The 21,486-nt window shown below is 67.3% G+C and carries 20 protein-coding genes; 18 read left to right on the top strand and 2 right to left on the bottom strand.

Annotated features, from left to right (window positions below; genetic code table 11):
• The first annotated feature begins 10 nt into the window (after positions 1-10).
• From QNA09_RS02680 to QNA09_RS02740, 13 genes are all read left to right on the top strand, one after another.
• Entirely contained in the window at positions 11-1,177 is a 1,167-nt protein-coding gene (locus tag QNA09_RS02680; RefSeq protein ID WP_119699413.1) for an acyl-CoA dehydrogenase family protein, read from the top strand.
• Complete coding sequence (locus QNA09_RS02685; protein ID WP_119699414.1) at positions 1,177-1,926, top strand: SDR family NAD(P)-dependent oxidoreductase; 750 nt, start codon at positions 1,177-1,179, stop codon at positions 1,924-1,926. The genes QNA09_RS02680 and QNA09_RS02685 overlap by 1 nt, the downstream gene beginning before the upstream one ends.
• Positions 1,926-3,119, top strand: a complete 1,194-nt coding sequence (locus QNA09_RS02690; protein WP_119699415.1) for a thiolase family protein — start codon at positions 1,926-1,928, stop codon at positions 3,117-3,119. Before QNA09_RS02685 ends, QNA09_RS02690 begins: the two co-directional genes overlap by 1 nt.
• Positions 3,119-4,357, top strand: a complete 1,239-nt coding sequence (locus QNA09_RS02695) for an acetyl-CoA hydrolase/transferase family protein (protein ID WP_119699416.1) — start codon at positions 3,119-3,121, stop codon at positions 4,355-4,357. Before QNA09_RS02690 ends, QNA09_RS02695 begins: the two co-directional genes overlap by 1 nt.
• A gap of 30 nt (positions 4,358-4,387) precedes the next feature.
• The gene (locus QNA09_RS02700; RefSeq protein WP_119699417.1) at positions 4,388-5,311 is read left to right on the top strand and encodes a hydroxymethylglutaryl-CoA lyase; all 924 of its coding nucleotides are present in this window, start codon (positions 4,388-4,390) and stop codon (positions 5,309-5,311) included.
• A gap of 55 nt (positions 5,312-5,366) precedes the next feature.
• Positions 5,367-6,125 (top strand): SDR family NAD(P)-dependent oxidoreductase, encoded by a 759-nt coding sequence (locus QNA09_RS02705; RefSeq protein ID WP_119699418.1) that lies wholly within the window; start codon positions 5,367-5,369, stop codon positions 6,123-6,125.
• 111 nt (positions 6,126-6,236) lie between these two features.
• Positions 6,237-7,094, top strand: a complete 858-nt coding sequence (menB, locus tag QNA09_RS02710) for a 1,4-dihydroxy-2-naphthoyl-CoA synthase (protein WP_119699419.1) — start codon at positions 6,237-6,239, stop codon at positions 7,092-7,094.
• A 65-nt stretch (positions 7,095-7,159) separates the two neighbouring features.
• Entirely contained in the window at positions 7,160-7,945 is a 786-nt protein-coding gene (locus tag QNA09_RS02715) for an enoyl-CoA hydratase/isomerase family protein (protein WP_119700270.1), read from the top strand.
• Positions 7,946-7,950: 5 nt separating this feature from the next.
• Complete coding sequence (locus tag QNA09_RS02720) at positions 7,951-8,901, top strand: EamA family transporter (protein ID WP_119699420.1); 951 nt, start codon at positions 7,951-7,953, stop codon at positions 8,899-8,901.
• Positions 8,902-8,987: 86 nt separating this feature from the next.
• Positions 8,988-10,178, top strand: a complete 1,191-nt coding sequence (locus QNA09_RS02725) for a CaiB/BaiF CoA-transferase family protein (RefSeq protein ID WP_119699421.1) — start codon at positions 8,988-8,990, stop codon at positions 10,176-10,178.
• Positions 10,179-10,238: 60 nt separating this feature from the next.
• Positions 10,239-11,048 (top strand): enoyl-CoA hydratase/isomerase family protein, encoded by an 810-nt coding sequence (locus QNA09_RS02730; protein ID WP_119699422.1) that lies wholly within the window; start codon positions 10,239-10,241, stop codon positions 11,046-11,048.
• A gap of 5 nt (positions 11,049-11,053) precedes the next feature.
• Complete coding sequence (locus QNA09_RS02735) at positions 11,054-11,905, top strand: enoyl-CoA hydratase/isomerase family protein (protein WP_119700271.1); 852 nt, start codon at positions 11,054-11,056, stop codon at positions 11,903-11,905.
• An 81-nt stretch (positions 11,906-11,986) separates the two neighbouring features.
• A complete protein-coding gene (locus QNA09_RS02740; RefSeq protein ID WP_102031053.1) occupies positions 11,987-13,021 on the top strand; it encodes a phosphotransferase family protein in 1,035 nt (344 codons plus the stop codon).
• Positions 13,022-13,071: 50 nt separating this feature from the next.
• On the opposite strand, the gene QNA09_RS02745 is transcribed toward QNA09_RS02740, so the two are convergent.
• A complete protein-coding gene (locus QNA09_RS02745) occupies positions 13,072-13,917 on the bottom strand; it encodes a PaaX family transcriptional regulator C-terminal domain-containing protein (protein ID WP_102031052.1) in 846 nt (281 codons plus the stop codon).
• An 82-nt stretch (positions 13,918-13,999) separates the two neighbouring features.
• Positions 14,000-15,109: a CaiB/BaiF CoA-transferase family protein gene (locus QNA09_RS02750; RefSeq protein ID WP_102031051.1), complete on the bottom strand. Its 1,110-nt coding sequence runs from the start codon at positions 15,107-15,109 to the stop codon at positions 14,000-14,002.
• A 158-nt stretch (positions 15,110-15,267) separates the two neighbouring features.
• On the opposite strand from QNA09_RS02750, the gene QNA09_RS02755 reads away from it, so the two are divergent.
• The 5 genes from QNA09_RS02755 (at position 15,268) to QNA09_RS02775 (ending at position 21,466) form a co-directional block, all read left to right on the top strand.
• Positions 15,268-16,416: a 2-hydroxyacyl-CoA dehydratase subunit D gene (locus tag QNA09_RS02755; RefSeq protein ID WP_190242408.1), complete on the top strand. Its 1,149-nt coding sequence runs from the start codon at positions 15,268-15,270 to the stop codon at positions 16,414-16,416.
• A gap of 31 nt (positions 16,417-16,447) precedes the next feature.
• The gene (locus tag QNA09_RS02760) at positions 16,448-17,788 is read left to right on the top strand and encodes a 2-hydroxyacyl-CoA dehydratase subunit D (RefSeq protein WP_102031049.1); all 1,341 of its coding nucleotides are present in this window, start codon (positions 16,448-16,450) and stop codon (positions 17,786-17,788) included.
• A 31-nt stretch (positions 17,789-17,819) separates the two neighbouring features.
• Positions 17,820-18,773 carry an acyl-CoA dehydratase activase gene (locus QNA09_RS02765; RefSeq protein ID WP_102031048.1) on the top strand — a complete coding sequence of 318 codons (954 nt, stop codon included), beginning with the start codon at positions 17,820-17,822 and terminating at the stop codon, positions 18,771-18,773.
• Positions 18,773-19,573, top strand: coding sequence for an SDR family NAD(P)-dependent oxidoreductase (locus tag QNA09_RS02770; protein WP_119699423.1), 801 nt, complete (start codon positions 18,773-18,775; stop codon positions 19,571-19,573). The genes QNA09_RS02765 and QNA09_RS02770 overlap by 1 nt, the downstream gene beginning before the upstream one ends.
• A 234-nt stretch (positions 19,574-19,807) precedes the next feature.
• Positions 19,808-21,466 (top strand): AMP-binding protein, encoded by a 1,659-nt coding sequence (locus tag QNA09_RS02775; RefSeq protein WP_119699424.1) that lies wholly within the window; start codon positions 19,808-19,810, stop codon positions 21,464-21,466.
• Positions 21,467-21,486: the final 20 nt, after the last annotated feature.

Below are 21,486 nucleotides of genomic sequence, written 5' to 3' on the forward strand. Positions count from 1 at the left end.
GGACTGTGTTGTGGACTTCGATCTGACCGAGGATCAGGCAACGATCCGAGATGCGGTACGAGAACTCGCCGGCAAGTTCGACGAGCAGTACTGGGTGGACAAGGATGCCGCCCACGAATTCCCCACGGAGTTCTACGACGCGTTCGCCAAGGGCGGCTGGCTGGGCATCACCACCCCCGAGGAGTACGGCGGACACGGCCTGGGCATCACCGAGGCCTCGATCCTGCTGCAGGAAGTAGCCGCGTCGGGCGCCGGCATGAACGGCGCGAGCTCGATGCACCTGTCGATCTTCGGCATGCACCCGGTGATCGTGCACGGCTCCGAGGAACTCAAGCAGCGCACCCTGCCGCGGATTGTCAATGGAGACCTGCACGTGTGCTTCGGGGTCACCGAGCCCGGCGCGGGCCTGGACACCACCAAGATCACCACCTTCGCGCGGCGCGACGGCGACAAGTACATCGTCAACGGACGCAAGGTGTGGATCTCGAAGGCGATGGAGTCGGAGAAGATCCTCCTGCTCACCCGCACCACCAAGTTCGAGGACGTGACGAAGAAGACCGACGGTCTCACGCTCTTCCTCACCGACCTGGACCGCTCGAAGGTCGAGATCCGCCCCATCAAGAAGATGGGCCGCAACGCCGTCACCTCCAACGAGTTGTTCATCGACGGCCTCGAGATCCCCGTCGAGGATCGGGTCGGCGAGGAGGGCAAGGGCTTCAAGTACATCCTCGACGGGCTCAACCCGGAACGGATGCTCGTCGCCTCCGAGGCCCTCGGCATCGGCCGTGCCGCCCTGCACCGCGCCACCCAGTACGCCACCGACCGTGAGGTGTTCGGCCGCCCGATCGGCATGAACCAGGGCATCCAGTTCCCCCTCGCGGACTCCCTCGCCCACCTCGACGCCGCCGAGCTCGTCCTGCGCAAGGCGACCTGGCTCTACGACAACGGCCGCCCCTGCGCCCGGGAGGCCAACATGGCCAAGTACCTGTGCGCCGACGCCGGCTTCCAGGCCGCCGACCGCGCCCTGCAGACCCACGGCGGCATGGGCTACTCGGAGGAATACCACGTCGCGCGCTACTTCCGTGAGGCGCGCCTGACGCGCATCGCGCCGCTGAGCCAGGAAATGGTTCTCAACTACCTCGGCGAGCACGTGCTCGGCCTTCCCAGGAGCTACTGATGTTCGAACTCACCGGAAGATCCGCCCTCGTGACCGGCGCGGGCAGCGGAATCGGCGCCTCCGTGGCGCACGCATACGCCGCCGCCGGCGCCGCCGTCCTCGTCACCGATGTCGACGAGGACGCGGCCGCCGCCGTCGCCGCGGAGATCACCGCCGCCGGCGGTACCGCCAAGGCCGCTGTGCTCGACGTCCGCAACACCGCCCAGGCCGCCGCGGCGGCGGAACAGGCCGCCGCCCTCGGCGGCGGCGTCGTCCACATCCTGGTCAACAACGCCGGGGCCATCGCACCGGCGATGTTCGCGAATCTCGAGGAAGACGACTTCCGCCGCATCGTCGACATCCACCTCGTCGGCAGCTACGTGTGCAGCAAGGCCGTACTGCCCTACCTGCCGGAGGACGGCACCGGGCGCATCATCAACGTCACCTCCGCCGCCGGCCTGCAGGGCACGATCGGCCAGGCCAACTACGGGGCGGCCAAGGCGGGCATCATCGGCCTGACCAAGTCGCTGGCCCGCGAGCTCGCCCGCAAGCAGGTCACCGTCAATGCCATTGCGCCCCTTGCGGCCACACCGATGACCGAGAACATTCGCAGCAACGACAAGCTCGCGGCGAAAACCCTCGAGCGTGTCGCGCTGAGGCGCTGGGCCGAGCCGAACGAGATCTCGGCCAGCTTCGTGTTCTTCGCCTCCGACGGCGCCTCGTACATCACGGGCCAGGTGCTGCCCGTCGACGGTGGAACGGTGATCTGATGACCAACACGACCAACCCGTTCCGGCGCTCCGCGCGCGAAGTGATCATCGCCGAAGCGGCCCGCACCCCGATGGGCCGATCCCACGCCGAGCGCGGATGGTTCCGCGATACGCATCCGAACGAGATGCTCGGCGCGGTCTACACGGATCTGATCCGCCGCAGCGGTCTGAAGCCGGCCGCGGTGGAGGATCTTGTCGTCGGTTGCACCGCGCCCTTCGGGGAGCAGTCCCGCAACATCGGCCGCAACGCATGGCTGCAGGCCGGATACCCGCCCGAGGTGCCGGCCGTCGTCCTCGACCGCCGTTGCGGCTCCGCACAGACCGCGGTCGAGATGGGTGCCGCCCTTGTCGGGTCCGGCACGCACGACCTGGTCGTCGCCGGCGGCGTCGAGCACATGGGCCACGTGCCGATCAACTCCCCGGCCAAGATCTCCGAGCTCTACGGCGATCCGTGGCCGGCCGAGCTGCGCGAGAAGTACGACTTCGTGCACCAGGGCGAGAGCGCCGAGCTCATCGCCGACCGGTGGGGCATCACCCGGCAGGAGATGGACGAATTCGCCGTCCGCTCGCACCGTCTGGCGACCGAGGCCATCGAGGCCGGGCGGTTCGACGAAGAGATGATCCCCCTCGAGCTCGCCGGCGAGCTCCGCAGAACCGACCAGACCGTCCGGCCCGGCACGAGCCTGGAGACTCTGGCCGGTCTGAAGACCGCGTTCCGGGAGAACGGCCGGATCACCGCCGGCAGTTCGTCGCCGATCTCGGACGGCGCGGCCGGTGTCCTGCTCGCCTCCCGGGACGCGGTCGAGACCCACGGTCTGCGCGCCCGCGCCCGGATCCTCGACCAGACCACGGTCGGAGTCGATCCCATCATCATGCTCACCGGCCCGATCCCGGCAACCCAGAAGCTGCTCGACCGCAACGGGATGACGATCGACGACATCGACCTCTTCGAGATCAACGAGGCGTTCAGTTCTGTGGTTCTGGCCTGGGAGCGCGAGCTCAAGCCCGACATGGACCGGGTCAACGTCAACGGTGGCGCCATTGCGCTCGGACACCCGGTCGGCGCCACCGGCGCCCGCCTCATCGCGACGATCGTCGCCGAACTCGAACGTCGCGACGCCGAGACAGGGCTGGTCACCATGTGCTGCGGCGGCGGACTCGGAACCGCCACCCTGATCCAACGGATCGACTGATGATCGACCTCACGCCCCACGTCCGGGCCGGCGACGGAATCTGGTGGAGCCAGACGAGCGCGGAACCCACCCCGCTCGTCCACGCCCTGCTCGACCAGCTCCCGTCGATCGGCGCGGTCCGGGCGTTCGTGGGACTGACCTGGGACCGCCGGCTCACCGATCAGACCCCGGACGAGTTGTCCGTCGTCTCCTACGGCGGGCTCGGGGAACTACGCCGGCTCAGCCGACGGGACCGGCTCGAGGTCGTGCCCTGCCACTACGGGGCATTGCCCCGACTGTTCGCCGAGCACCGCCTGCCGTGCGACGTCGGGTTCGTGCAGGTCGCCCCGCCCGACGCCGACGGCAACTGCTCGCTCGGCGTCGGCGTCGACTACATTGCCGACGCCCTCGCGCACACCCCCATCCTGATCGCCGAGATCAATCAGCGCATGCCGAGCACCCACGGTGCACCGGTGATCCCGCTGTCGCGGTTCGCGGCGGTCGTCGAGACCGACCGGCCGCTGCTCGAAGCGCCCGACCGTGAGCCCGCCGCCGTCGAGACGGCGATCGCCCGGCACGTCGCGGGCCTCGTCGAGGACGGAGACACCATCCAGATCGGCGTAGGGACGCTGCCCTCGGCGGTGCTGGCGGCCCTGGAAGGACATCGGGACCTCGGCCTGCACTCCGGGATGATCTCCGATGCGGTGCTGCGGCTGATCGACAAGGGCGTGCTGACCGGTGCGCGCAAACAGATCGACATCGGACGCCACGTCACCGGAGCGGCGCTGGGCACGGCGACCCTGTACGAGCGATTGCCGCACCTGCCGGTGGAGTTCCGTCCCGCCAGCTATACCCATGCGCCGCAGGTGCTTTCGCAGCTGACCTCGCTCGTGTCGATCAACTCGGCGATCGAGGTGGACCTCACCGGGCAGGTGGGGGCGGAGCAGGCCGGAGCCGCCTATGTCGGCGCGGTCGGCGGGCAGGTGGACTTCTCCCGGGCCGCGGCCCTGACCGGTGGCCGCTCGGTCATCGCGCTGCGGTCCACCGCGCGCGGCCGCTCGTCGATCAAACCGGCCCTCGAGTTCGGGTCCGTCACCACGGCGCGCACCGACGTGGACTACCTCGTCACCGAGCACGGCGTCGCCGAACTGCGGGGCTGTTCGCTCACGGAACGGGCCCGACGAATGATCGCGGTCGCAGCCCCGGAGCATCGCGAGCACCTGGACATCGCACTGACCGAGCACGACCTTGCTTCGTAGCGGAGCGAGCGGAAACGAGGAGTGAACGCCATGACGCGTCCCCAGCGGGTACAGATCCGAGAAGTCGGTCCGCGCGACGGCTTCCAGAACGAGCCGGAGACCATCCCCACCGACGACAAGGTGCGGCTGATCAACGCCCTCGGCCGCGCCGGGTTGAAGCGGATCGAGGTCGCCAGTTTCGTGCGGCCCGACGTCATCCCGCAGCTGTCGGACGGGGTGGAGGTGCTCAGCCGCATCGACGTGCCCGACGATGTGAAGCTGATGGTCCTCGTGCCGAACAGCAAGGGCCTGGACAATGCGCTGAAGGTACGCGACACCTTCCACGAGGTCGCGATCTTCGTCAGCGCGTCCGAGACCCACAACAAGAAAAATGTCAACCGCACCGTCGACGAAACCATGGCGGACAACGACGTCATGGCTCGCCGGATCGTCGCCGAGGGCCTGCACTGCGCCGCGGTCATCGCGACGTCGTTCGGATGTCCCTTCGAGGGCAAGGTGGAGTTGAAGCGGGTGCTGGACCTGGCGGAGAGATTCGCCGAATCCGGAGCCACGGAGATCGGCTTCGGTGACACCACCGGCATGTGCAATCCGGCCTATGCCTCGCAGTTCTTCGCCGCGGCCATCGAACGTCTGCCCGGCATCGAGGTCACCGCGCACTTCCACAACACCCGCGGTCAGGGCCTCGCGAATGCGTTCGCCGCGCTCGAGGCGGGATGCGCGAGCTTCGAGTCGAGTTTCGGGGAACTGGGCGGCTGTCCCGTCCCGGTGGGGTCGACGGGCAACATCGCCACCGAGGATTTGGTGGGCATGTTCCACGAAATGGGTGTGGAGACCGGCCTCGACCTCGGCCGGGTCATCGACGCCGCTCGCGAGGCCCAGCAGGTGCTGGGCCGCAAGCTCACCAGCCACTCGATCGTGGCCGGCCCGATCCAGTGGGCCGCGGGCGTGCGCTGACGCCCTCGTCCCCGGTACGACTTCGACATCAGAACCAACAATACGGAGTGAAATCATGAGCAATCGAGTCGCATTCGTCACCGGCGGCGCGCAGGGCATCGGCAAGGGAATCTCCGATGCGCTGGGGGCCGCGGGCTTCCGCGTCGCGGTCGCCGACCTCAACCTCGAGGCCGCCGAGGAGACCGCGGGCGCCATCCGCGAGGCCGGAGGCCAGGCAATGGCCGTCCCGGTCGACGTGACGGACACCGAGTCCGTGCAGGCGGCGGTCAAGCAGGTGGCCGAGCAGTTCGGTCCCGTCGAGATCGTCGTCAACAACGCCGGGTGGGATGACTTCATGCCGTTCGTGAAGACCGACGAGGCGTTCTGGGACCGGATTCTCGAGATCAACTTCAAGGGGCAACTGCGGGTCATTCAGGCGACCCTGCCGGGCATGGTCGAGCGGGGCTGGGGGCGCGTCATCAACATCGGTTCGGACGCCGGGCGCGTCGGCTCGTCGCTCGAAGCGGTGTACTCCGGTGCCAAGGGCGGCATCATCGCGTTCACCAAGACCCTCGCTCGTGAGGTCGCCACGAAGGGCGTCACCGCCAACACGGTGTGCCCCGGACCGACGGACACCCCGGCCCTGCGCAAGTTCGCCGACAACTCCGGTCAGGAAGCCGACAAGGTGATCGCCGGTATGACCCGCGCGGTGCCGATGAAGCGGCTCGGCAAGGCCACCGACATCGGCGCCGCCGTGGCGTTCTTCGCCTCCGACGAGGCGGAGTTCGTCACCGGCCAGACCCTGTCCGTCAGTGGTGGTCTCACGATGGCGTGACGGTCCTTGGTCGCTTCTCTCCCCGACAGCGCGGTTCGGAACCCATCCGGCCGCGCTGTCGTGCGTTGCGGTCCGTTAACGGTCGTTTGCAAAAGAGCCTATGATCGAGATGTGACGAACTATTGCAATACAACGGATTTCGTGGAATGGGCCTCGGTCGGCGAGTACGAGGACGTCCGATACGAGCACAGCGGCGACGGGATCGCAAAGATCACGATCTGCCGTCCCGAGGTACGCAACGCGTTCCGGCCGCAGACGTTGATGGAGATCTCCGACGCGTTGGTCGATGCCCGGGAGGATTCGTCGATCGGTGCCATCGTGCTGACCGGGGAAGGGTCCGAGGCGTTCTGCTCGGGAGGTGACCAGCGGGTACGCGGCGACACCGGCTACCTCACCGAGCCGGGCAAGGCCGGCGGTGTCGGGCGCTTCCATGTCACCGATCTGCAGATCCAGATCCGCCGACTGCCGAAGCCGGTGGTGGCCATGGTCGCCGGGTATGCGATCGGGGGTGGGCACATCCTGCACCTGGTGTGCGATCTGACGATCGCGGCGGACAACGCCCGCTTCGGGCAGGTCGGTCCCAAGGTCGGTTCCTTCGACGGCGGGTACGGCGCGGGTCTGCTCGCGGAGTTGGTCGGGGTGAAGAAGGCCAAGGAGATCTGGTTCTTGTGCCGCCAGTACGACGCGCGGCAGGCCTTGGAGATGGGGCTGGTCAACACCGTGGTACCGCTGGCCGACCTCGAGCGCGAAACCGTCCAGTGGTGCCGCGAGATGCTCGAACTCTCCCCGTTCGCGCTGCGCCTGATGAAGGCGAGCTTCAATGCGGCGGAGGACGGGATGGCCGGCATCCAGCAGCTCGCCCACGATGCGAATCTGCTGTTCTATTCCACGGACGAGGCCCGGGAGGGGCGTGAGGCGTTCAAGGCGAAGCGGCGGCCGGAGTTCGAGAAGTTCCCCCGGCGGCCCTGACCCTTCCTTTTCGGTCCAACAATTAGTATGGTTGAAGCATTGCTGGCACGAACAGGATGGTGTGCATGTCGGAAACCGCTACGCCCGCAGTCGCATGGAGTGACGTCGCCGCCGGCGTCATGACGGTCACGCTCCAGCGCCGACCCGCGAATGCCCTGGGTCTGCCGATCATCGATGGTCTGAACGCGGCGCTCGATGCCGCCGATGCCGACGGCTCGGTGAAGGTAATCGTCGTCCACTCGGACATTCCCGGCTTCTTCGCCGCCGGGGCGGACATCAAGCACATGTCGTCCGTGGACGCGGAGTCGTTCACCGCCTACGGCGATCGGCTTCGCGGGGCACTCGACCGGCTCGCGTCGGCCGACCGGATCACGATCGCCGCGGTGGACGGCCTCGCGCTCGGGGGCGGTCTCGAACTCGCGATGGCCTGCACCCTGCGCGTCGGCGGTGCGGACGCGAAATTCGGGCTCCCCGAGGTCAAACTCGGCCTCATCCCCGGGGCCGGTGGTACCCAACGTCTCCCGCGGCTCGTGGGCCGGGGCCGCGCGCTCGACATCATGCTGACCGCCCGCCAGGTCCCCGCCGACGAGGCCCACGCGATCGGACTGATCGACCGGCTCGTCGAGGCCGGCGGCGCGACCGACGCGGCGCTCGCCCTCGCGGCCGAGCTGTGCACGATGTCGCTGCCCGCGCAGCGCGCCGTCATCCGGACCGTCGACGCCTCCTTCGACACTCCACTCGACGAGGGCTTCGCCTTCGAGGTCGCCCAGGAGCAGGACCTGTTCGAGAGCGGGGAGGCGAAGGAAGGCATCACCGCGTTCCTCGAAAAGCGCGTCCCGCGCTTCGCCTGAGCGCCGTGCCGGCCGGGCCCGCCGGGCGCGGAGCGGTCGCGCTCGCTCTGTCGCTGGTCTACCTCATCTGGGGCTCGATCTACCTCGCGATCCGCCTGGTGATCGAGGAAGTGCCACCTCTCGGCTCGATGGGTGCGCGATTTTTTCTCGCCGCCCTGCTGATGGCCGTGTTCCTCGCCGTGCGTGGTGGCTGGAGGCGGTTTCGCGTCACCCGGCGGGAGGCCGGTGGTGCCGCGTTCCTCGGGGTGTTGCTGCTCGCGTGTGGAAACGGCTTGACGTCGGTCGGCCAGTTGCACGGCGTGCCCTCCGGTGTGACGGCGCTTCTCGTGGCGATGGTGCCCGTGTGGATCTGCATCTACCGTGCCGTGTCCGGCGACCGCCCGCGAGCTCTCGAACTGGCCGGCGTCGGGGTGGGCCTCGTCGGCCTGGCCGTGCTGATGCTCCCGACCGGTAGCGAGCGTTCGAGCCTTCCGCTGATCGGTGTGGCGGTCATCGTGCTGTCGAGCCTGTCGTGGTCGTTCGGCTCCTGGATCAAGCCGAGACTCTGGCTGCCGCAGGACGTGTACGTGGGCGCGACGTATCAACTCATGGCGGCCGGTGCGGTAATGATCCTGGCGTCGGCCGTAACCCGCGAGCGCTTCGCCGGCGAGATCGGGCTGCGGGCCTGGGGCGCGTTCGGCTACCTCGTTGTCTTCGGGTCGGTCGTCGGATTCACCGCATACGCGTGGCTGCTACACCATGCACCGCTTGCCCTGGTGGCTACCCATACGTACGTGAACCCGGTGGTGGCCGTCGCTCTCGGGTCCGCCGTTCTTTCCGAGCCGGTCACTCCTGTGCTGGTCGTCGGTGGTGCCGTGGTCCTGATGTCCGTCGTGTTGGTGGTCAGTGCGCAGGCTCGGGCCCGACCGGGGCGCGCTGCCGACCGCTCGGCGGAGACGAGCATGATCCGCGACTGAACCGGAGCAGTTGCAGGGTGCTCAGGAGCCTTCCCTGAATCCCTCGAAGGTATTATTATCAGACCAAATTTTGGAAAGGTGCAGCAATGGCGCAGGGCGGCACGAAACGCTCGTTCACAGGTCCGCTGTCGGGTCTGAAGGTGGTCGAGATCGGCTCGATCGGACCGGGACCCTTCTGCGCCATGCTGCTGGCCGATCTCGGCGCCGACGTGGTGCGGATCGACCGTGCCACCGGCGCGGGGTTGGTCGGGCCGAATGCAGATTTCCGGACCGAACTGCTGCACCGGGGACGTCGTTCACTCGCTGTCGATCTCAAGCACCCGGACGGAGCGGAGGTGGTGCTGTCGCTCGTAGCGGACGCCGACGTCCTGATCGAGGGCTTCCGCCCCGGCGTCACCGAGCGGCTCGGGATCGGACCGGACGACTGCGCCCAGCGTAATCCGCGGCTGATCTACGGCCGCATGACGGGCTTCGGACAGGACGGCCCTCTCGCGCAGCACGTCGGTCACGACATCAACTACGTGGCCCTCAGTGGAGTCCTCTCGCTGATCGGACGCCACGGTCAGCCGCCCACCCCACCGCTCAGCCTGGTCGGTGACTTCGGCGGTGGCGGAATGCTTCTCGCTCTGGGAGTGCTGTCTGCGCTCTACGAGAGACAACGCTCGGACCTTGGGCAGGTGATCGACGCCTCGATGGTGGAGGGGGCCGCCCTCCTTGCAACGCCGTTCTTCGGCTTCACGCAGAGCGGGTCGTGGAACCATGAACGCGGCACGAACCTCGTCGACAGCGGCGCACCCTTCTACGACGCCTACGAAACCGCCGACGGCAAATGGCTCTCGGTCGGCGCCCTCGAACCGCACTTCTACGCAGACCTCGTAGCCCTGCTGGGCCTGCCCGACGATCTGCCGGATCAGAACGACCGCGCGCAATGGCCGCAGATGAAGAAGGTGTTCGCCGACGCAGTCCGGGGCCGCACCCTCGCGGAGTGGCTCGACGCGGCCGAAGGACACACCCCGTGCATCGCGCCCGTTCTCGACGTCGACGAGGCGCCGTCGTATCCCCACCATGTCGCCCGCGGGACCTTCGTCGAGGTCGACGGACTCGTCCAACCGGCCCCCGCGCCCCGGTTCAGCCGCTCGGCGGCGGCCGTGGACCGCCGTCCGCCGAGCCCGGGGGAACACACCACCGAGATCCTGAGCGACTGGGGAATCGACCCCGACCGCACCGACCGATGGCTGCGTTCCGGCGCGGTACGACACGCCCCCGTCGAAGCCTGACCGATCCCACGAACTCACGGCGCCCACCTGGAACCGCCGGACCGAAGAAGGAGTGAACCCGTGACCGAGTCCACGACATGGGAAACGTTCACGCTCGAGCGACCCAAACCCGGGATCGCCGTCGTGACGTTGAACCGTCCCGAACGAATGAACTCGATGACGAACACGATGTTCGTCGAACTCGAGAAAGTGGCGTTGCAGCTCGATCGTGAGGACGACCTGCGGGTGCTGATCCTCACCGGAGCAGGCAAGGCGTTCTGTGGCGGGTTCGATCTCGACGATGCCGAAGACCTGGCGTCGTTGACGCCGATGGGAATGCTCGATCAGCAGGAGCTGGCGGCGCGCGCGCTCTCGGCGATCCGCAGCATCCGCGTACCGGTGATCGCAGCGGTCAACGGCGCGGCGGCCGGGGGAGGACTGTCCCTGTCCCTTGCTGCCGACATCCGGATCGGTTCGCCGGCCGCGCGGTTCAACGCGGCGTTCGTGCGAATCGGCCTTTCGGCCGGGGACCTGGGCGCCTCCTGGCACCTGACCCGGTTGATCGGCCCGGCGCGGGCCGCCGAGTTCGCGTACACCGGCCGATTCATCGACGCCGTCGAGGCGGAGTCGCTCGGGATGCTGAACGCGGTGGTTCCCGCCGACTCGCTGCTCGACGAGGCGCTCGCGATGGCACGCCTGATCTGCGCGAACTCGCCTGCCGGCGTGCAGCTGTCGAAACGCGCACTGCACGCGAACATGGAGGTGTCGTCCTACGCCGCGGCGCTCGAACTGGAGAACCGCGGCCAGGCGCTGCTCACCCGCGGTGAGGACATGCCCGAAGCGCTGGCCGCATTCAAGGACAAGCGCAGCCCGAAGTTCACGGGCCGGTGATCGACATGACGCAGATGGATACGCGGGAAAATACGTCCGTGCTGAGCAACTACGAGCCACCCCGGCTGGAGACCCTCACTCTCGAGGTGCTCGAGGGCAAGATCGCCGTTCTCACGATCAACCGCCCCGACCGCATGAACTCGATGGTCGTGAAGATGTTCGAAGAGTTCAACACCGCCGCCTACGCATTGCGTGACACCGATGCGCGGGCGCTGATCATCCGCGGTGCGGGGGATCGGGTGTTCTGCGCCGGGTTCGACCTGGACGAGATCAGTGTGATCACCGAAATGGGTGTGCGGGAATTCCTGAAGTTCCAGGAGACCGCGACCGGGGGTCTTGCTGCGCTGCGGCATCTTCCGTTCCCGGTAATTGCGGCGGTCCACGGCGCTGCCTCCGGCGGCGGCATGTCGCTCGCCCTCGCCGCCGACATCCGGCTGGTCGCCCCGACCGCGAAGTTCAACGCGGCCTTCGTCAAGGTGGGGTTGTCCGTCGGGGAACTCGGCACCTCCTGGCAACTGACCCGCCTTGTCGGGCCGGGCCGGGCAGCGGAGATCGCGTACACGGCGCGCTTCGTCGGCGCCGAGGAGGCGGTCCGGATCGGGCTGGCGAACCGGGTGGTGCCGAGCGAGGCCCTCTTCGACGAGGCCGTCGCCCTGGCCGAGACGATCGCGACGAATTCGCCCGGCGGGATCCGGATGTCGAAGCGCGCGTTGCAGCGTAACCAGGAGGTGACCTCGTACGCGGCGGCGCTCGAGTTGGAGAACCGGGGGCAGGCGCTACTGACCCGATGCGCCGACATGCCGGAAGCGCTGACCGCATTCAAGGAGAAGCGAGCTCCGCGCTTCACCGGGACGTAGAGGCCGACGAACAACCGACTGCATGCAGCGACCGGGGCCGGGCGGCGCGCGCCGGCGGCACAATCTGATGGAGGCGAGCAAATGACCTGGGAATGGACTCCCGACACCCTCGGCGCCCTGGAACGATTCCTGCGTGAGCGAGGCATCACCGACGGGCCGCTGACAGCGTCACGTATCGGTGACGGGCATTCCAATCTGACGTACCTGGTGTCCGACGGGGTGCGCCGGGTGATTGTCCGCCGCCCGCCGCCGCCCCCGGTTCCGCCGGGTGCTCACGACATGCTGCGGGAGGCTCGGCTCGTCGGTGCACTCGCCGGCAGCGGCGTGCCGGTGGCGGCCGTGCTCGCCGTCGGTCAGACCGGCGACGTGCTCGACGTGCCGTTCTACGTGATGGACTACGTCGCCGGCCCGGTGGTCACCACCGCGACCCCGGCGGCACTGAGTGCGCCGGCCGACCGTCGCCGGATCGGTGAGGCGCTGATCGACACCCTCGCCGCTCTGCACGCGGTCGACTGGTGGGCCGCCGGCCTCGGGGACCTCGGCCGGCCGGAGGGCTTCAACGAGCGTCATCTGCGCCGCATGGGCCGACTGGTGGCGGCCGACGATGGGACACCGCCGCCGGAGTTCGCGGAGATCGACGCGTGGCTCGCCGCCCACGTTCCCGCCGAGTCCGGTGCGGCGATCATCCACAACGACTACCGCATCGGCAACGTCATTCTCGCCCCCACATCGCCGGGACGTATTGCGGCGGTGCTGGACTGGGAACTCGCGACGATCGGCGACCCACTGTTCGATCTCGGCTACTTCCTCGCGTCGTATCCCGTCGAAGGCCAGGACCGCACGCCGACCGAAGACCTCGGTGTCGCCGTCCTCGAGGAGGGCTACCCGACCCGCGACGAACTTGCCCAGCGATATGCGGCTGCCACCGGCGCCGATCTGTCGAACCTGAACTGGTACACCGCCTTGGCTTTGTGGAAGCTGGCGGTGTTGTACGAGTACGGCCGGCGGCGGGCCGTTGCCGGCGTGGGGGATCAGTACTACCGCGACGGCGCCCTGGTGCGGGCCTTTCTCGATGCCGCTCACCGGGCGGCGGGCTTGACGGCGGCCGGCGTCTGATCGGGTCGGGACCTGCCGGGACTTGACCCCGGGCACCGACCCGGTGGCCCCTACTCGACGCCCGCGATGTCACGCCAGCGAGCGTGTGCGGCCGGGGTCCACTCGGTACGCAGGTCGCGCAGTCGCTTCGCCGCCTGCAATCCGGCCCAGTCCGGCAGCAGGACCTCGGGCAGTCGGGGATCGAGGTAGGGCATCCGACGCAGGGAATCGGCCAGCTGCAGGTGGGTGATGAGCAACTCGTCGTCGGAGGCGAATTCGCGCACGTCGAACCGGGCGAGCAGTCCGTCGTAGACTTTCTCGGCCTCGTCGAGGTCCCAGGACCGCCGCACGAGTTCGGCTTCGGTGATACCCGGCTGGCCGATGGGACCGACGAAGGTGACGGTGTTGTCGGTCAATCCGAGCGACTCGATCGTCCTGGCGGCCTCGGCGGCACGATCGACGTGGGGGGTCACCCAGACCCCGGGGGTGGGATTTCCGAAGCCGGCCCACCGCAGTGCTGCGTACAGTTTCTTCCGACTCGAGCGGTGTGATTCGGGAACTGGAACGTTGATCACCAGCCAGCGACCGTCCCATTGGGTGACGTCGACGTCGGGGGGGAACACACGCATGTCGCCTTCGGCGAACAGGCGGTGCGCTTCCTCGGTCAGATGCCACAAGGTTTCCCGACCGACCCGCTGCGCGGCGATCAACCCGGACGAGCCGGTGCGGGCCAGCGCCTGCCGTGCCGCAGGCTCACCGAATCCGAGGCCCTTCAGAACGTAGAGCAGCGCCGCGGTGCGGACCGGTCGACCGTATGGTTCCACCAGCTCGCCGAGCACAGTCACCAGCACGGATCGGGCGCTGCGGGCGGGAGCTGCGTCCGTGTCGGATACGGACCCGATGTCGGGATCAGTCATGGATCCATCGTTGCGCAGGCGGTCGGAGGCACGCCACACCCCCCGGCCGCCGGCGGGGCGGGGGCGGCGGGCTGCCCACGCATCAGTGCGCACTGGGGACGGCACCCCAGTCGCGTAAGACCGCGTCGGTGTCGGCGCCGGGCACGCGAGGTGCCGAGTATGCCGCCGCCGTCGCATTCGCGAAACGTGGCGCTGCCGCCGGCTGGCGCTGTCCGAACGATTCGACGACTGTCCCGCGCGCGGTGATGTGGGGGTGCGTTGCGACCTCCTCCAACGCGAGTACGGGCGTCAAGCACGCGTCGAGGGGGGCGAAGTGCTCCACCCATTGGTCGCGATCGCGTCCCCGGAAGATCTCGGCGAACCGGGTGTGCATCGCGGGCCAGGACGTACGGTCGTATTGTTCCGGAACCTCGGCCGGGTCGAGTCCCAGGCCCGTGAGTAGTTGCGCGTAGAACGCCGGCTCGACCGCGCCGACTGCGACGTACCGCCCGTCGGCGCATTCGTAGGTGTCGTAGAAGGGGGCGGCGCCGTCGACGACATTGGTTCCCCGGTCGGCGGACCACAGTCCGTTCTCGGTCAGCGTCCAGTACATCGTCATCAGCGTGCTGACGCCGTCGACCATCGCGACGTCGACGACGTCACCCTGCCCGGACCGCTCTCGCGCATAAAGGGCGCCGAGGATGCCGGTGACGGCCAGCATCGAGCCTCCCCCCAGGTCGGCGACCAGGTTGAGTGGCGCCAGTGGGCGTTCGCCTTTCCGTCCGATCGCGTTCAACGCCCCGGTGAGGGCGAGGTAGTTGATGTCGTGCCCCGCGTAGGGGGCCAGCGGGCCGTCCTGTCCCCATCCGGTGATGCGGGCGTAGACGAGGCGGGGATTGCGTGCTCGGCACACCTCGGGGCCCATGCCGAGCCGTTCCGCCGCGCCGGGACGGTAGCCCTCGATGAGCACGTCCGCATTGTCGACGAGGCTCAGCACACGCTGCAGATCGGCGGGATCTTTCAGATCGGCGCAGAGCGAGCGGCGGTTGCGCAAGCCGGCGTCCTGCTCCACGGGCACGAGTTGGCTCACCCCACCGGGACGTTCGATCCGCACGACGTCCGCCCCGAGATCGGCCAGCAGCATCGCGGCATGGGGGGACGGGCCGATCCCGGCCAGTTCGACCACCCGCAGCCCGTCGAGTACACGCGTCATCTTCTTCCTCCGAACGGCATCGATGTTTGACAATTCTGGATACTAGCTATCAAATTAAGTATTATCTAGCTCGATGTCGCAGCGAAACCCCGACTTGTCGCTGTCGGCATCCACCGACGAACCCGAGGCGAAACGTGAACAGACTCAGTCCAGAACTGATGGCGACTCTGCGCGCCGCGGCCGACGATCCCGTCGCCTACGCCCAGACCTGGAAGACAACCCACGGGGGCAGCGTGATCGGTGCCTTTCCGATGAACTTTCCGCCCGAACTCGTGCACGCCGCCGGCGCCCTTCCGGTGCTCATCCAGGAAAACCGCACCCCCATCACCGAAGGCCGCAACCTGCTCGCCGAGTTCTACTGCGGATACACCCGAAGCGTCGCCGATCAGGCGGCGCTCGGGCAGCTCGACGTCTTCGACGCCGTCGTGGCGGCGGACCACTGCGTACAACTGCTCGGCGCGGTCGACGTGATCCGATGGGCGCGACCGGAGAAACCTGTGCACTTCGCCCAGCTCACCAGCGCCATGGACGATGCCTGGACCAGACCGCGAGTAGCGGGTCGGATCGGCGAACTCACCACCGAGATCGAAGCTGCCCTAGGGGTTTCGATCACGTCCGACACCTTGACGGCCAGCATCCGGATGTTCAACGCCAACCGGCGGCTGCTGCGCGAGTTCTACGAGCTGCGTCGCTCCGGTCGGCTCCGCATCACCGCGAGCGAAATGCAGGTGCTGGTGAAGTCGAGCATGGTGATGGACATCGCCGAACACACCGTTGCGCTCGAGCGTCTTCTCGACGGGATCGACCCGGCCGACGAAGGGCAACCCGACGTGGTCAGGCTCTACCTGTCCGGCCACTTCTGCCACGCCCCGCGGCCCGAATTGCTGGACGTGATCGAAGAAACCGGAGTGATCGTGGTCGACGACGACCTGTACACCGGATACCGCTACATCTCCACCGACGTGCCGGAGACCGGTGATCCGTTCGAAGCGCTGTCGAGCTGGTATCTGGAGCGAAACCTCAACGCCCCATGCCCCACCCGAGTGACCACCCAGGTCGACTGGGACCGATATCTGGTCGACGAACTCACCCGTAGCAACGCAAACGGCGTGATCGTGCTGATGGCGAAATTCTGCGAACCCCACATGCTCTACTACCCGGAGATTCGGAAAGCGCTGGAGAAGAACCGAACCCCCGCGCTCCTCATCGAAACCGAGCACGAGGGCAATCCTGTGGAAACGCTCCGGACCAGGGTCGAGACCTTTGTCGAGCGCATCCGCCGGCAGCGCATGCCGGCGCTGTCCTGAAAACCCGCCCGACCACCCGAGGGAGATCGTGATGACTGTGGCACAACCGCGCAAGGACAAGGCGCATCGCCTGTCCAGTACCCGGGTCGGCGGCAAGCTGGTCGCCGACTACTGGGAGAACATTTTCACCGCGAAGGAGCGCGGAAAGCACGTCGTCTGGTACAACGGCGCCGCATTGAACCCGCTCTTCCACGCGGCCGGCCTCGAATGGTGCCATGGTGAAGCGTTCGCTGCACGACTGGCCGCCCAGCACCTCGAGGGTCCGGCCCAGGCCGCCGGGGCCGAGTACGGCTACATCAACGAGCTGTGCTCGTACGCCCGCACGCACCTCGGCTGCGCCGTCCTGACGCACCAGAACAGCAATCGGAGCGAGACCGGCGTCGTGGGCCTGACCGATCAGCAGGAACTCGCGAGCAAATTGCCGGCCCCGGACTTCTTCGTGAACGGATATGCCGGCTGCAGCACCGGACAGCAGTGGGACGCCATGACGTACCGAGTCTTCGATCGCGCATTGCCCTTGTTCAACGTCTCCATCCCGATGTTGTGGGGCAACAAACCCGACGCGGGATACATGCGGGGCGAGGAGTGGATCGAAGTCGGCAAGTACGTCGAGGGCCAGCTCCGGGAGCTGGTCGACTTCCTGGAGTACCAGACCGGCCGACCGTTCGACTGGGATGCGCTCAGCGAGAGCATGTCGTACATCAAGCGGGCTTCGGAACTGCGCCTCGAAGGAATGGAACTGTGCCGGCAGGCGCCGACCCCGGCAACCTACTGGGACTGGGTGGCGAGCATCGCGCCGATCAACTTCCTGCCCGGCAACCAGGATCTCGTGGACTACTTCGCCGGGGTGAAGGCCGAGATCGAACAGCGGATCGCCGACGGTGTCAGCGCCGTGGAAAACGAGCGCTACCGGGTCTACTTCGACGGAATCATGAACTGGAACAAACTGGGATTTTTGACCAGGAAGTTCGCCGAGTACGACGTGGCCGTCGTGGCCGGCCGGTACACCCACGAATCCTTCTGGCAGGAACCACAGCTCATCGACGTCGACAACCCGCTGCTCGGAATGGCGCAACACTACCTGCTCTGCCCACTGAACCACGGGCTGAAGAACCTGCAGGAGCTGTTGCTGCGTCGTCTCGACGAGTATGCGATCGACGGCATCGCCTTCCACTCCACCCGGACCTGTCGGGCGATGACCAACCCACAGTCCATGCTCGCCCGGGCCGCCGAGGCCGAGCGGGGAGTCAAGTCGTTCTTCTTCGAGGGAGACGTGGCCGATGCATCGTTCTACAACGACGAGCTGTTCGACAGTCGCCTCGAAGCGATGCTCGAGGCGATCGACGTGCAACGGATGAGGTCCGCGGTCTAGCGCGACGCCGGACCGGGAAGAGACGAGTGCGATGAGTACCGACAAATGGTTCGTCATGGGCGTCGATCTGGGATCGACGACCGCGAAGGCTGCCGTCGTCGATCAGGACGGTGTGCTGTGCGGGACGGATGTCGTGCAGATGGGCGCTGTGAGCCGCGAAGCCGTCGCCCGTGCGATCGAGGGTGCCGCGGCCGCCGCGAGAATACCCCGCGAGGTCGTTCGGCGGACCGTGAGCACCGGGTACGGCCGCCGCTTGGTGCCGGGCGCCGACCGCACCTTCACCGAGATCACCTGCCATGCGCGCGGCGCGGCCGCACTGCGCCCGGGGGTTCGGCTGGTCATCGACATCGGCGGCCAGGACAGCAAGGCGATCATCGTCGACGACGACGGACTGGTGAAACGCTTCGCCATGAACGACCGTTGTGCCAGCGGAACCGGCCGATTCTTCGATGTGCTGGCCCGCGCGCTCGAGGTCGACATCGATGCGGTGGGCGATCTTGCGCTCGCCGGTGCCGAGGGCCTCGAGGTCAGCACCATGTGTGCCACGTTCGCCGAAACCGAAGTGATCTCCTTGCTCGCCCAAGGACAGGACAAGGCCGATATCGCTGCATCCGTGCACCGTGCGGTCGCAGCGCGCACCCTCGGGTTGGTCGCTCAGGTCGGTAGGGCGACACCGGCGGTGATGACCGGCGGTGTGGCCAAGAACCCGGCTGCGATCCGCTGTGTATCGCAAGCGCTGAGACATCCGATCGAGGTGCTCGACCAGCCGCAGATCGCCGGTGCCTACGGCGCGGGGCTGCTCGCGCGCGACGAATACCTGGGTGCCCGAACGGCTCTGCCTGCGCGTGATGCCGCGACGGAGACGAGGATGGCATCGCGAAGTCCGGGCGGTGGTCAGCACTGTGCGAGCTGCGACGGTGTCCTGGACGGTAATCATGTGCACGCCGGGGGACCGGTGATGCTCGATCTGCAGAGGAGCGAGTGATGACGAACGAAGCGAATGAGCTCCGGGTGCCGGTACCGGCCGAGTCGACGATCTTCATCGTCGGGGGAACAAGTGGTGTCGGGCTGGAGGTGGCACGCCGGTTCGTGCGGGCGGGCGCCCAGCGGATCGGTCTGGTCGGGCGCAACCTCGAACGTGGCGAGAAAGCGGCCCAGCATATTCGGACCCTTGCACCCGGCGTGTGGTGTCTGTTCGCCGCGGCCGACGTGAATGTTCCCGGGGAGGCGGTGCGGGTGGTGGCGGAACTGACGGATTCGCTCGGTGCTGCCGACATCGTCGTCAACAGCACGACGGGGTCGTTCAACCCGCGTCTGTTCCACGAAATGGATCCCGAGGACATCCCGGGAGTTCTGGTCAGTCAGGCGCTCGGCCCGATCAACATGTGCCGAGCCGTCCTGCCCGCGATGCGGCAGCGCCGCGGTGGGGTGATTGTGAACATCGCCTCCGACGCGGCGAAACACCCGACGCCGGGCGAGAGTGTGATCGGTGCGGCCATGGCCGCAATCGTCATGTTTTCCAAAACCCTTGCAATGGAAGCCAAGAGAGACGGTATCCGGGTCAATGCCGTGACGCCGTCGCTCATCCGCGACACCGGCGGCTTCGATCGTGTCATGTCCGAGCCGTTCAGCGCGAAGCTGTTCGAGAAGGCGAGTCGGCTGGCGTCGCTGGGGGTGGCGGAGCCGGGTGATGTTGCCGACCTCGTGCTGTTCCTCTGTAGTGCGCAGGCGCGGCGGATCACCGGGCAGGTGGTCAGCCCGAACGGGGGGATTTCCGCGGGATAGTGGTCGTAGCGAGGAGCCGGTCGAGGTGGGGCCTCGGCCGGCTTCCTGTGCTTCGAGCGTGGACCCGGGGGCTTCGTCCACCAAAAATGTTTGACGAATTTGTAGCGGAAGACATCGGATCGGTACTATATTCTGTGTGACCGCGATTACACTTCGAGGTGCCCGGTCCAGGGCCCCGGTCGGTCCCTGCAGTCTTCTTCCTTCATTCCGCGCAGCCGAAAGCAGGAGCACACCATGTCGCTACAGATGTCCTATTGGCCGGCCGCCACGAGCACGGGCATTCGAGACATCACGTTCAGTGATCTTCTCCGGGAGGGGGCCGCGACCGTCCCCGACCGCATTGCGCTCGTCGACGGCGTTGCCGACCCCGCAGACCGGAGAGAATGGACCTACCGCCAGTTGCTCGCCGACACCGAATCGACCGCCCGGGCATTACTCACCCACTTCTCCCCAGGCGATCGAATCGCGGTGTGGGCGCCCAACAGTGCCGACTGGGTGATCCTGCACCAGGCGATCGCGATGGCAGGCATGGTGCTGGTCGGCATCAATCCGGCGTACCGGGCACACGAGCTCGAGTACATCCTGCGCCAGTCCAAGGCGGCCGGTCTCTTCTTCCGCGAGTCCTACCGCGGAGCGGACCTGTCCGCGATTCTGGACGAGGTCCGGCAGACTCTGCCCGGACTGCACACGGTGGTATCCGGCAGCGAGTGGGCCGAGTTCGTACGCACCGGCGATCCGAACGCACAGTTCCCGGCCGTCTCGCCGACGGACGCGGTGCAACTGCAGTACACCTCGGGCACCACCGGATTCCCGAAAGGCGCACTGCTGCACCACAAAGGCCTCGCCAACGAAGCCGCGTTCGTGTTCGAACGGGCCGGCCGGACAGACCCGCTGGTCTGCGTGAACGCCATGCCGATGTACCACATCGGGGGCGGTGGCGTCACAGAACTCGGCACGTTCGCCGCCCACGGAACCTACGTGATCTTGCCGGCCTTCGAGCCGGCCACCATGCTCGAGATGATCGAGACCTATCGCGGTACCCACTCGTTGATGGTGCCCACGATGCTCATCGCCCTGCTCGACCATCCAGACCGGCACACGCGCGACCTGTCGAGCATCCACACCGTCATGTCCGGCGCCGCGGCAGTACCCGAGGCGCTCGTCGACCGAGTCACCCATGACTTCGACTGCCACTTCACCATCTTGTTCGGCCAGAGTGAAATGCACGGGGTGATCAGCCAGACGCGGATCACCGACACCGTCGAAGACCAGGCGACGACGGTAGGGCAGCCGCTGCCGGAACTCGAGGTCAAGATCGTCGATCCGTTCTCCGGCGAGATCGTTCCTGTCGGTGAGCAAGGAGAGGTGTGCTGCCGCGGCTACCAGGTCATGCTCGGATACTCGGACATGCCCGACGAAACCGCCGCCACCATCGATGCGGACGGATGGCTGCGCATGGGCGATCTGGGTGTGATGGACAGCCGGGGCTTCCTCAAGATCACCGGCCGCCTCAAAGAGATGATCATCCGGGGCGGTCTGAACATCTATCCCCGGGAGATCGAGGAACTGCTCTACCGGCATCCCGCCGTCGCGGAGGTGGCGGTCCTCGGTGTGCCGGACGAGAAATGGGGCGAACAGATCGGCGCCGTGGTGCGGATGAAGGACCCCGACGGCGTCCCCGACGCGGCGGAGCTGAAGTCCTGGCTCCGCGAACGACTCGCAGCGCACAAGACACCCGCTTTGTGGTACTTCACCCGGTCCCTTCCCATGACCCCGTCGGGCAAGATCCAGAAGTTCCGCGTGCAAGAACAGATCGCCGCCGGGACACTGACCGCGGCGCCGATGGTCGACGGCAACGCGGCCGAGCAGTCCTCGGCCGATCTGGTCTCGTGACGGCGCCCCACCGCGGCCGA

This window comes from Rhodococcus sp. AH-ZY2, assembly GCF_030916465.1.
Taxonomy (GTDB): domain Bacteria; phylum Actinomycetota; class Actinomycetes; order Mycobacteriales; family Mycobacteriaceae; genus Rhodococcus; species Rhodococcus ruber.